At 50.9% G+C, this 10,000-nt stretch carries 15 protein-coding genes; 5 read left to right on the top strand and 10 right to left on the bottom strand.

Annotation, left to right across the window (positions count from 1 at the left end):
* Nucleotides 1-33: 33 nt before the first annotated feature.
* The 10 genes from LDL35_RS00785 to LDL35_RS00740 all read right to left on the bottom strand — a co-directional run bounded on the left by LDL35_RS00785 (nucleotide 34) and on the right by LDL35_RS00740 (nucleotide 6,100).
* Nucleotides 34-447, bottom strand: coding sequence for a hypothetical protein (locus LDL35_RS00785; RefSeq protein WP_304018527.1), 414 nt, complete (start codon nucleotides 445-447; stop codon nucleotides 34-36).
* The gene (locus tag LDL35_RS00780) at nucleotides 444-578 is read right to left on the bottom strand and encodes a DNA-directed RNA polymerase subunit P (protein ID WP_109940869.1); all 135 of its coding nucleotides are present in this window, start codon (nucleotides 576-578) and stop codon (nucleotides 444-446) included. Before LDL35_RS00780 ends, LDL35_RS00785 begins: the two co-directional genes overlap by 4 nt.
* Nucleotides 579-585: 7 nt before the next feature.
* Entirely contained in the window at nucleotides 586-873 is a 288-nt protein-coding gene (locus LDL35_RS00775; RefSeq protein ID WP_011449247.1) for a 50S ribosomal protein L37ae, read from the bottom strand.
* 52 nt (nucleotides 874-925) lie between these two features.
* The gene (locus LDL35_RS00770; protein ID WP_304018509.1) at nucleotides 926-1,621 is read right to left on the bottom strand and encodes a ribosome assembly factor SBDS; all 696 of its coding nucleotides are present in this window, start codon (nucleotides 1,619-1,621) and stop codon (nucleotides 926-928) included.
* Nucleotides 1,622-1,642: 21 nt separating this feature from the next.
* Nucleotides 1,643-2,362: an archaeal proteasome endopeptidase complex subunit alpha gene (gene psmA, locus LDL35_RS00765; RefSeq protein ID WP_304018507.1), complete on the bottom strand. Its 720-nt coding sequence runs from the start codon at nucleotides 2,360-2,362 to the stop codon at nucleotides 1,643-1,645.
* Nucleotides 2,352-2,837, bottom strand: a complete 486-nt coding sequence (locus LDL35_RS00760) for an Rpp14/Pop5 family protein (RefSeq protein ID WP_304018506.1) — start codon at nucleotides 2,835-2,837, stop codon at nucleotides 2,352-2,354. The genes psmA and LDL35_RS00760 overlap by 11 nt, the downstream gene beginning before the upstream one ends.
* Nucleotides 2,838-3,479 (bottom strand): RNase P subunit p30 family protein, encoded by a 642-nt coding sequence (locus tag LDL35_RS00755; RefSeq protein ID WP_304018503.1) that lies wholly within the window; start codon nucleotides 3,477-3,479, stop codon nucleotides 2,838-2,840.
* Between the two features lie 10 nt (nucleotides 3,480-3,489).
* Nucleotides 3,490-4,080, bottom strand: a complete 591-nt coding sequence (locus tag LDL35_RS00750) for a 50S ribosomal protein L15e (protein ID WP_304018501.1) — start codon at nucleotides 4,078-4,080, stop codon at nucleotides 3,490-3,492.
* A 110-nt stretch (nucleotides 4,081-4,190) separates the two neighbouring features.
* Complete coding sequence (gene moaC, locus LDL35_RS00745; RefSeq protein WP_304018499.1) at nucleotides 4,191-4,661, bottom strand: cyclic pyranopterin monophosphate synthase MoaC; 471 nt, start codon at nucleotides 4,659-4,661, stop codon at nucleotides 4,191-4,193.
* Nucleotides 4,661-6,100: an NAD(P)H-hydrate dehydratase gene (locus LDL35_RS00740; RefSeq protein ID WP_304018497.1), complete on the bottom strand. Its 1,440-nt coding sequence runs from the start codon at nucleotides 6,098-6,100 to the stop codon at nucleotides 4,661-4,663. The genes moaC and LDL35_RS00740 overlap by 1 nt, the downstream gene beginning before the upstream one ends.
* Before the next feature lie 77 nt (nucleotides 6,101-6,177).
* Here LDL35_RS00740 and LDL35_RS00735 point away from each other — a divergent pair, with 77 nt between their 5' ends.
* From LDL35_RS00735 to LDL35_RS00715, 5 genes are all read left to right on the top strand, one after another.
* Nucleotides 6,178-7,584 (top strand): DHH family phosphoesterase, encoded by a 1,407-nt coding sequence (locus tag LDL35_RS00735; RefSeq protein WP_304018491.1) that lies wholly within the window; start codon nucleotides 6,178-6,180, stop codon nucleotides 7,582-7,584.
* Nucleotides 7,556-8,014 (top strand): PUA domain-containing protein, encoded by a 459-nt coding sequence (locus LDL35_RS00730; RefSeq protein WP_304018489.1) that lies wholly within the window; start codon nucleotides 7,556-7,558, stop codon nucleotides 8,012-8,014. The genes LDL35_RS00735 and LDL35_RS00730 overlap by 29 nt, the downstream gene beginning before the upstream one ends.
* 3 nt (nucleotides 8,015-8,017) lie before the next feature.
* Nucleotides 8,018-8,353 (top strand): nascent polypeptide-associated complex protein, encoded by a 336-nt coding sequence (locus tag LDL35_RS00725; protein ID WP_304018488.1) that lies wholly within the window; start codon nucleotides 8,018-8,020, stop codon nucleotides 8,351-8,353.
* Nucleotides 8,350-9,075 (top strand): methyltransferase domain-containing protein, encoded by a 726-nt coding sequence (locus LDL35_RS00720; RefSeq protein WP_304018486.1) that lies wholly within the window; start codon nucleotides 8,350-8,352, stop codon nucleotides 9,073-9,075. Before LDL35_RS00725 ends, LDL35_RS00720 begins: the two co-directional genes overlap by 4 nt.
* Before the next feature lie 119 nt (nucleotides 9,076-9,194).
* Nucleotides 9,195-9,806: an acylphosphatase gene (locus tag LDL35_RS00715; RefSeq protein ID WP_304018484.1), complete on the top strand. Its 612-nt coding sequence runs from the start codon at nucleotides 9,195-9,197 to the stop codon at nucleotides 9,804-9,806.
* Nucleotides 9,807-10,000 lie beyond the last annotated feature (194 nt).

Raw genomic sequence — 10,000 nt, 5'->3', positions numbered from 1 at the left:
CCGGTATCGGGTGTTTCAAAGGTGAAGATTGCTTCATGCATCATCCAGAACCCTGCCGAGTATGAGCGTCATGCACCGCTTCTGGGGACCGTCAAAGGCAAGTACCAGATCATTGTGATCAAGATAATCAACCGGGCATGTCCCCTCAAGGATCCCGCCCAGTTCATCGTCTGATGTTCTGATACCCCTGTACAGAAGGCCCTCACGAACACCCGTGTCATGCTTTTTGATGATTCGCATGAGGCATGGTTCACCCTCACGATAGAGCGTCATCAGTATCCCTGCTCGTTGCTGCTCAAATACGATGAAAAGGTCATGCTCATCGGAGATCTCACGAAGCCCATGTTTTCCCCGTGACAGATACCCGGCCCCGGTTGCAAATGCGAGATCCTTGGCTATCGATCTGGTTGCCGGAGTGGAACGTCGGGAAGTAGTGACCAGAGTCATCTGGCCTTGAGTTCTTTGATTGCTGCTCCCCGTTCTTTAAAAAGGATCCGATGCCCGCAGAAGGGACACCGGACATTAATATCGATCTCGACCTTTTGTTTACACCGGGCACACTTATACGACCCAGGCATAGAAGCTTTACGCCTCCTTTACTGTCCGCTCAATAGTACGCAGGGCAACCTTCAGGTTCGGAGTGACCGGGACATATGCGCCGCCGGCAAACTTGAATGAGCATTTTCTGCATTCCCATATGCCCGTTCCTTTCCGTTTTACTGAAACGGTATCACAGCGGGGACAGGTGTGTGTTGCTTTTGAGATCAGTTCAACATCACGTACTCGTTTCCTGATAAACCGACCATATCTCGGACCAAATCTGCCCGTAGAGCCGGATACCCTCCCCTTTGCCTTTACCATTTTTCTGGCCATATTCAAAACCTACCTAGATGTCCTTTTTTATTGGATTCAAATACACTTATAGTTACTTGATGATCTTTGTCTCTGCATTCCCATGACTGATCCGGTTAATCAGGTCGTAGAACTCGGTCTGTATTCCGGCAGGGATTACCACAACACAGATCCATGACCCGTCCTTCTGCCATTCTTCTTTCTCGATGGCAGCTACGGCTGAGATCTCACCATACGCACGGGGTGCATAATCCGGCGGGATCCTGACTGCAACCCTGACCTCGTCAAACTTGATGGGGATAAGAGGCCTGAGTGCCTTCATCGTGTCCTTTACCAGTTCCTCAACGCTCCTGAATGGATCAATATGGACTTTTGCTTCTTCCATTGCCAGTTCAATCCGCTGTGGCGGGTGAGGATGCCCGGTCTGGGGATTAACTGCATTCCGCGCGATAAAGGTGATGACCTGTCTGCGTTTTTCCGCGGTCAGGACCTTTCGCTGTTCTGAGGTAAGGTGAATCTCTCCCTTCCGGATGATGTGCAATGCGATCGGTTCAAAATCTGTTGTTTTGAACACTTTTTTGAGAGACTCTTCTGATGCCCGTTCAGCCTGGGAAGCGTTCTCAAAGATCTGGAGTGCTGCAACCGCATCCTCAATCGGGACATCTTCACCCTGCCTGATTTTTGCGGCCAGATCCGGATCTACCAGGATCTCAAACCGCTCACCATGGCTCTCAAGTTTTGCAACAACTGCATCATCGAGTGATATCACCGGTCTGCCTCCCTGTTCCGGTTACTGTGGCTGTCCGATATAGGACAGAACCTCTTCCCGTGACATCTTCCTGAACTGCTCCTCGTCCCTGGTAATTACTCCGATCTCAACGGTGTTTACATCGAACTTCCCTTCCGTTGCTTCATGAAGGGCTTTCAGACCAAGGGTAATGGCATCTTTTATGGAACATTCGTGCGTGTACTCTTCCTCGAACAGTTTCATCACGGCAGGTCTTCCGGTTCCGATTCCGGTTGCCTTGTATTCAAGAAGGGTGCCACTCGGATCTGTTTCGAAGAGACGGAACTGGCCATCAGAGATACCGGTAATAAGGAGTGCAGTCCCATAGGGGCGTGCCCCGCCAAACTGGGTATAGGTCTGCATGTGGTCGCCAAGTTTCTTTGCAAGGGTCTCGACATCGATCGGTTCGTCATACGTGACCCGGTTTATCTGAGCTTCGATTCTGGCCCGGTCGACCAGTGCGCGTGCATCGCCGACAAGCCCTGATGACGCAACTCCGATATGCTCATCGATCCTGAAAATTTTCTCTATTGAATTGGCCTCAAGAAGGCGCGAGTTGATCCGTTTATCAACTATCAGGACGACGCCCTCCTGGCATTTTATTCCAACTGCAGTTGTGCCGCGTTTGACCGCCTCACGTGCATATTCAACCTGGTATAATCTCCCATCCGGGCTGAAAACTGTAATGGCGCGATCATATGCGGCCTGATTATTATTCATCATAGTACAGGTCCTCAGTATCTTCTTCTGTTATGTACCGTGGTATCTCATGATAAATCCCCTTTTCTTTGAGATCTATCCTTCCCTGCATAGAAACAAGAACATCACAGGGGACCCCTGATATCACGGCTTTTGCGCATCGTTTCTCGGTGCAGGGCGGTATCTTCTCTTTCAGAGTCCGGATCGTTCCGGATGTTCTGAGCGGGTGTATTGCTGCAGGTATGCCCTGAATCTGCGATATCGCACACAGAGCAGTCTCCAGCTGGTGCTCCAGACCGCGCCTGCATCTGATAATTGCATAAGAACCGGATACCTGCATGACAGACGGCCAGATCTGTGCCGTGATGCTGTCACCATACAGACTGACAACCGACTCTGCAATGGATCGGTACAGATCACGCGATTCAAAGACCGAATCCGAAGTAATCCGAACAAGGATATATCTGAAGTTTTCACGCATCGACGGGCGAAGACGCATTTATATCTCCACAACCGGTCCGGTCCGGTTTTTTATCAGGCAGATGCTTTCCAGAGACTCCCATAAGAGGCTCTCATCCTTCCATACAAGTGAAAAGAGCCGTATCATTTCCCGGGGACTTTTCAGGTGGGTTATATCAGCGGCATGACTTGACAGCACAATCGGGAATTCATACCGGTTCTGAAGCGTAAAAATCTCTTCATATCTTCTGATGACTTTTTGCCTTGCACCATCACGAAGTTCAATGAGTGGTCTGACTGAGAGATCCACTCCAATCTCCCGTTCGGCGGCAAGTTGTGCACAGTACCGGTCAAACCCGTCCTTCGGAGTTGTATGCAGATCAGTCATGACATGGACCCCTTGTGTTGTGAGGATATTCCGGTTATATCCGGCATCTTTCGCCTGTACATACACGAGATCATTCACCTGTATGGCTCTTCCTGCTTCTCTGCTGAGAAGACGGGCCGGAACCTCCGTCAGGTATCGTGCTGTCCAGACCGGGATGTCGTATGTCCTGTTTTCCGGTGCCATGCCGGCAGCAATACACCCAGAAAAGCCAAGTGATGAAAGCTCCCGTGCATACCTGGCAATACTTACCGTTCCGGAAGGATAAGGAAAAACGCAACCGTCAAAGACGTGCATTTAAAAAAGGTTATTTAGCCCGGTTTGCATTTGCCCGGACTGATGGACGGCACTTTTCAGTACCTTTCCCGCGTCTGCGCATGCCACGGCCCTTGACACCAGCACTGGTCAGTCCACGCTCACTCCGGCCACGGTGCCCTGGTTTTGATATCCAGTTCAGGGTTTTATCATTGATAATGGACGGGTGATGCGGGTCGAGAAGGATAACTTCATACCATTTCTGACGTCCGTCTTCTCCGACCCAGTATGAGTTCAGGACTTCCATGTTCGGGTACTTCCGGCAGGCGCGCTCTTCAGCAATCCGCTGGATGCTTTTTCCCATGGTCTTCCGGTTTACACCCATACGGGCAGTACGTCGTCCACGAACATATCTGGATGCCCGGCGGCCTCCACGGCGGACCTTCACACGGACTACAACGATACCCTGTTTTGCCTTGTACCCAAGAGCACGGGCCCGGTCAATCCGCGTTGGTCTGCGGACACGAACAATACTTCCTTCCCGGCGCCAGTCCTGCATCCGTTCCCACAGGAGGGCTTTGACTCCGGTCTCATCAGGGACCTTCCATGCATCCCTGACATATGCATACATCGATTTTGTCATGCGGTTCACCAGGTTCAGCCTGAAATCAGGCTACATTCCTAACGGGACGGATCCCGAAAGTCCATTTAAGGTCACTTAGACAGGATATATACCTGCTCCTGATGACTGCCTTACAGGTCCTGCTTTACTTTTTCAAGTACCCTGATATCAGAGATACCGGTAACCGGGTACTGCCCGTTCTCATCCTTCTCGGCTGATTTAACCATATCCCAGATGGTGAGAAGGGCGGTACTCACACCGACAAGTGCTTCCATTTCAACCCCGGTTTTTCCGGCAGATATGACTGTAACTGTGGCTGTGATTCCCGTTTTTGTATAATCAAAGGTGATATCAATTCCATGAACGGGGATTGCATGGCACATCGGAATAAGCCGCGGAGTATCTTTAATAGCAAGTGTAGCGGCTACTCTGGCTGTTGCAAGGACGTTCCCTTTTACAACAGTGCCATCCCGAATCGCAGACAAGGTATCGGGACGAAGGGTTATGGTTCCTGTAGCGACCGCTTTCCGGTAGACTTCACCTTTTGCGGATACATCCACCATTCTGGCACGGTCATCATCAAGATGAGTAAATACCGGCATTATTCTCTCTCAGAAGTGTTCCTGAACAATACTTGAGGTACTGCCGTAAGGAGGTCACGGGCCGTCATCCCATACCCCCAGGTCTGTGTTATGAGTTCTCCTGCGCGCCCTGTGACATAGGCTCCGATACACGCTGCCTCAAATGCAGGAACAACAGCCATCAGGGCTGCACATACTCCGGCAAGCACATCCCCGGTCCCACCGGTCGTCATGGCTGGTGTACCGGTCTGGTTAAACCTGACCCGTGATCCGTCACAGATGACATCCACCGCTCCCTTGAGGAGAACCGTCCCTGATATCTGTGCCTTCATTATTGTATGTGCCCGCTCCCGTGGTGTTTTTCCTGGACTATAGCCGGACATCCGTGCAAACTCTCCTGCGTGGGGTGTATAGAGTGATTCGCCCGCAATAGGGAGAGGATCCACGAGTGCATCTGCATCAAAGACTCCTTTTCTGATATGGGGGGCGAGGACTTTGATGACATCATGGGATTCTGGACCAAGACCCGGACCACAGAGGACGACATCAGCGTGTTGACACAGGGGTATGATGATGTCAAGGTCTGTAGAAGTAATTCGATCACCGGCTGTTGGAACATGGATAATATCCGGTTCAGGCAGGTAATGGGGGGTTACAACCCGGACGATATCTGCACCGGCCCGAAGTGCTGCAAGGCCTGCAAGGTAGGGAGCTCCCTGGTATGGGCCACCCCCGATAACGAGGATGTTGCCTCCCACACCCTTGTGGCTGTCCGGGTGCCTTTTCCGGAGAATATGAAGATCTCCGGGTCCCGTTCCAATTTCAGCGAGAAGAGGAATCCCGATGCCATAGATCTCTGCTCCTTCGGTTTTTGCCCGGTGAAATGCACAGATCCTGTCAGGGATGATACCTGGTGACGGGAGATCGGCAGAGAGGATCGGTGCCTTTGCATTATTTGCAAATTCGATACAGGTTCTGACAGGCTCCCGGACCGAACCCGTTCCTCCGGTTCCAAGAAGAGCATCAATGATAAGGTCAGTATCCTGAAAGATCCGGGTATGCTCAATCAGGTCATCCCTGCTTCGGAATGGAATTGATGTAACCCTGCAAGAGAGAAGACGCTGAAGCTGTGTTCTTGTCGAGTCGGTCTGTCTTCCCGAGTCATACCAGAGGACGGCAATATCTGCCTCCCCTGCAAGATGACGGGCGGCCACCATTCCGTCACCGCCATTATTTCCGCTCCCGCACAAGATGAGTATTTTTCCCGGCTGATACCGGCGTGCAGCCATCGCAAGTCCGGTCCCGGCGGACTCCATAAGTTCCATTCCACTGATGCCAAGGGCCTGTGCGTTCTCATCAATCCGTTGCATCTCTTCCGGGGATAGTAATCCCTGCCCTATAAATTCTGCATAGTGTGTCAGGTCATCCGGAAAGGGCCTGCCTTGCATGTGGACGTTCATGAAATCATCCTTCCTCCTGTCTCATATTTCACTCCCTGCACATTCCTCTTTTTCTCATCCCTCCATATAGTACCTGAATGAGTCTTCTTGAGGATATCAGGGCTGCCGCTGATGCAGTCCGTTCATGTGAGGAGGTGACGATCATCTCTCATATTGATGCGGATGGGATCAGCAGTGAGGCTATACTGGCACAGGCCCTTAGTCGTGATGGCATCCGCGTTTCCACTACCTTTGTCCGTCAGCTCGATCCTCTGACCCTTGACCAGATCCCGGATGACTCCTCCCTGAAGATATTCTCCGACCTTGGTTCAGGTCAGCAGCAGATGCTTCTTGAGAAGGGGCTGGACCCCTCCAGAACGATCATCATCGATCATCATGTCAGCCAGCCGGCAGAACATGGAGATCCCTTCATCGAGGTGAACTGTCTGAACCATGGGTATGAGAAGATGAGTGCTGCCGGTGTCTCATATCTCCTTGCAAGGGAGCTGGACTCGATCAACACTGATCTTGCCAAGCTTGCAATCATCGGGAATATCGGTGATATGATGGATAGGGAGCATCTCTGCCTCACCGGCCCGGCACGGGAGATCCTGCAGGATGGGGTCAGGCAGGGTACCGTCGAGCTCTGGGAGCATGATCTCAATATTTACGGGATATCCACCCGACCGCTTCCCCAGTCCCTGGCATATTCTGATGACATGGATATCCCCGGAGTAAGCAGGGACCCGGATGGTGCCGGGAAGTTTCTTGAACGGATCGGTATTACCCTCGTCCAGCCCAACCGGTGGCCGGTCTGGGAGGATCTCTCTTTTGATCAGAAACAGCAGGTATGCTGTGCGGTCATTGAACAGATGGTTGCTCATGGAAAAGACACCGGGCGACTCTTCGCAGACCACTATATCTTCCCTGACGAGGATAAGCATCAGGCATCACTTCGGAATGCCTCAGAATTTGCAACAATGCTGAACTCATGCGGGCGGTGGCAGCGACCGGAGCTCGGGGGGGCTATCTGTCGTGGTGATCGGGTGGTTGCTTACCGGGAGGCGGAACATATGCTCCGGAATCACCGGAGTAAGATACGCGAGGTCATGCTCTATATCACCGATACCGGTGTGACCGAGCTCTCCCATATGCTCTACATTCACGTAGGCGGCCGGTTCCCGGATACTATTGTAGGCATCGGGGCGGGCATGGCACTCTCCCGGCTCAATCCTGAAAAACCGATCCTGATCATGTGCGAGGACTCTCTTGACCCGTCGATGACGAAGATATCCATGCGGACCCGTCCGGAGGTCGTGAGTAAGGGAGTTGATCTCCAGCAGGCACTCACTCTGGCATGCGAGGGACGTGAGGGATGTTCAGGGGGAGGACACCGGATCGCTGCCGGAGCCTTTATCCCTAAGGAAGAAGAGCGTGCATTTATCGAAGATGTGAACCGAATATTAGCGCAGCAATATGCTCAGTCGTGTCAGGACCATCGCTGATCTCCAGTTTGGCAGGGGTACAGGTGTACAATTATTTCCTGATTCCTGCAGGTTTATCACATCCAGACGAGGCGGAGTCCGTCAGGTTCTCCTTGATGGAAAACGCCTTGCAACCCTCCGTGCTCATGACGGGCGTCTGACCCTTGGGCTTGCCGGGGGAAAGCGGCTCCATGAAGCCCTGTCCGGACAAACCGGCCGGGTCAAGCTCAGAGAGGATGTGATATCCTTCATCGCGGCCGGAAAAAACCTCTTCTGCAGACATGTTACCGATGCTGATCCAGGCATCCACGCCGGTGATGAGGTTATTGTGACCGATGGAGACGGACGGTTTATCGCAATTGGCGAGGCTGTTGTATCCGGCATAGAGATGATGGCCTGTGAAACCGGGATGGCAGTATCGGTCAGACACGGCATACAAAAAGAGGAATAAATCATGTTACCTGGAATGAACCCCCGCAAGATGAAACAGATGATGAAACAGCTTGGGATGGATATCAAACCGATAGAGGACGTGCAGGAGATAGTCATCACCACTCCCAAGGGTCGGTATGTGTTTGACCAGGCTGAGGTTGCCATCATGAAGATGCAGGGCACCGTCACCTGGCAGATTACCGGTGAACCACGGTTTGAAGAGGCTGAAGCGGTCATCCCTGATGAGGACGTGGAGCTTGTTGCCGGTCAGGCAAATGTGACACAGGAAGCCGCAAAGGCAGCCCTTGTTGAGACGAAGGGAGATATCGCTGAAGCTATCCTTCGTCTGTCTGCATGATAGCAGCCGGAGACCGGGTCATCCTCTCAGGGAAAGGGAAGACCTATGTTGTCCGTGCCGGTGGAGGAAGTCTTGGGACCGATCTTGGGATGGTTGATCTCTCCCAGCTCATCGGGATGGTGCCGGGCGATGTCATCACGACCAAATCCGGGAAGGAACTGGTTATTCGCCTCCCCCGGGCAACAGACTTTTTTGAGCAGGCGAAACGAAGCGGGGCACCCATGCTCCCCCGGGATATCGGGCTTGTGATCGGCCTTACCGGGATGAATAAGAAGGATCATGTTCTTGATGCCGGGACCGGGAGCGGGGTTGCGGCAGTCTTTTTTGCCGGAGTAGCCGGAAAGGTTACGACCTGTGAACGAAGGGAGGAGTTTTTCCGGATAGCTGAAGAGAGTATCCGGGAGACCGGACTTACGAATATTGAGGTGGTGAACCGGGATGTGCTTGAGATGGACGGGCAGTATGATATTGTCCATCTTGATCTCGGGATAACGAAGCAACATGTCATCTATGCCTTCTCCCTGATTCGTCCTGGCGGGTACCTGGTCTGTTATACACCGTTCTTTGAACAGATGGGGATTGTGTTTGATACTGCTTCCGGGCTCTTTTCAGAGGTTGCTGCCCATGAGAGCATTATGCGGGAGATGGACCGGAGTGATCGGGGGACGAGACCTTCGACAAAGGTGTGTCACAGCGGGTACCTGACGGTGGCGAGGAAGTGAGTTTGTCTCATGTTTGCCTTATTATTGATTATGTATGTTTGAAGAGATTATGGGTTCAGGTTGTACAGAAGATATATGCAGAGTTAGTGTTCATATAAATTAATTGGTGTTTGTTTATTATGTCCGATTCAAATAAGAAACAATATCATATTTTCGTAAAAGGAAAAGTTCAGCGAGTAGGATTCCGGGATAAAGTTGAGGATATCGCTGATGGTCTTGAATTAACGGGATATGTTCAAAACCATTCTTCAAAAGATGTAATCATCGTAATTGAAGGTGAAGAGGAAAAAATTACTGAATTTATTCAATCGATTCGAAATATTCCTCCGCCGGTGAAGATCAAATCTCTTCAAGTTACTGAGTATCCCTATTCTGGAAATTATTCAGAATTCACTATTTTGAGAGGTGAAATGATGGAGGAATTAGCAGAAAGGTTTGATTCTGCAATTTATTACCTCCATAATCTTGATCAAAAACAGGATCAGATGCTAAACAAACAAGATCAGATGTTAGACAAGCAGGATCAGATGCTAAACAAACAAGATCAGATGCTTGGAAAACAGGATACTGTTATTGGCCTTCAAATTGAGACATTACGCGAGATAAAAGGTGTCCGCTCTGATTTCCAGAAGACATTTACAGAAGAATTAATCGAGATCCGGGGTGAAATCAGGGAACTTCGCTCTGCAATGATTGAGGCCGGATATCTAAAAAAAGCAGATGTACGATAATGGTTTTCTGTGGGAATCCATTCCATTATCAACTTTCGAGAAAGGTGTGTCACAGCGGTTATCTTACGGTTGCGAGGAAGTACGGAAAAGAAAAATTAAAAGTTTTTCGGGGAAAAATCGTTGTCATTTATAATAGATGCACTGTTACCGGTTGCCCTGATAACAAGAAGTCCGCACTTTTGTGCATGAGCAAT

The sequence above is a fragment of the Methanospirillum hungatei genome, from assembly GCF_020216685.1.
Classification (GTDB): Archaea; Halobacteriota; Methanomicrobia; order Methanomicrobiales; family Methanospirillaceae; genus Methanospirillum; species Methanospirillum hungatei_B.
Note: the sequence above shows the minus strand (reverse complement) of the source record. Positions and strands in the feature narration are given on the sequence as shown.

Excerpts from the sequence above, each read along its gene's own strand:
- LDL35_RS00785 (WP_304018527.1), bottom strand. The coding sequence starts at position 447 with ATGACTCTGGTCACTACTTCCCGACGTTCCACTCCGGCAACCAGATCG.
- LDL35_RS00730 (WP_304018489.1), top strand. The coding sequence starts at position 7,556 with ATGCTCAGTCGTGTCAGGACCATCGCTGATCTCCAGTTTGGCAGGGGT.
- LDL35_RS00775 (WP_011449247.1), bottom strand. The coding sequence starts at position 873 with ATGGCCAGAAAAATGGTAAAGGCAAAGGGGAGGGTATCCGGCTCTACG.
- psmA (WP_304018507.1), bottom strand. The coding sequence starts at position 2,362 with ATGATGAATAATAATCAGGCCGCATATGATCGCGCCATTACAGTTTTC.
- LDL35_RS00780 (WP_109940869.1), bottom strand. The coding sequence starts at position 578 with ATGCCTGGGTCGTATAAGTGTGCCCGGTGTAAACAAAAGGTCGAGATC.
- moaC (WP_304018499.1), bottom strand. The coding sequence starts at position 4,661 with ATGCCGGTATTTACTCATCTTGATGATGACCGTGCCAGAATGGTGGAT.
- LDL35_RS00750 (WP_304018501.1), bottom strand. The coding sequence starts at position 4,080 with ATGACAAAATCGATGTATGCATATGTCAGGGATGCATGGAAGGTCCCT.
- LDL35_RS00725 (WP_304018488.1), top strand. The coding sequence starts at position 8,018 with ATGTTACCTGGAATGAACCCCCGCAAGATGAAACAGATGATGAAACAG.
- LDL35_RS00740 (WP_304018497.1), bottom strand. The coding sequence starts at position 6,100 with ATGAACGTCCACATGCAAGGCAGGCCCTTTCCGGATGACCTGACACAC.
- LDL35_RS00755 (WP_304018503.1), bottom strand. The coding sequence starts at position 3,479 with ATGCACGTCTTTGACGGTTGCGTTTTTCCTTATCCTTCCGGAACGGTA.
- LDL35_RS00715 (WP_304018484.1), top strand. The coding sequence starts at position 9,195 with ATGTCCGATTCAAATAAGAAACAATATCATATTTTCGTAAAAGGAAAA.
- LDL35_RS00720 (WP_304018486.1), top strand. The coding sequence starts at position 8,350 with ATGATAGCAGCCGGAGACCGGGTCATCCTCTCAGGGAAAGGGAAGACC.
- LDL35_RS00735 (WP_304018491.1), top strand. The coding sequence starts at position 6,178 with ATGAGTCTTCTTGAGGATATCAGGGCTGCCGCTGATGCAGTCCGTTCA.
- LDL35_RS00760 (WP_304018506.1), bottom strand. The coding sequence starts at position 2,837 with ATGCGTCTTCGCCCGTCGATGCGTGAAAACTTCAGATATATCCTTGTT.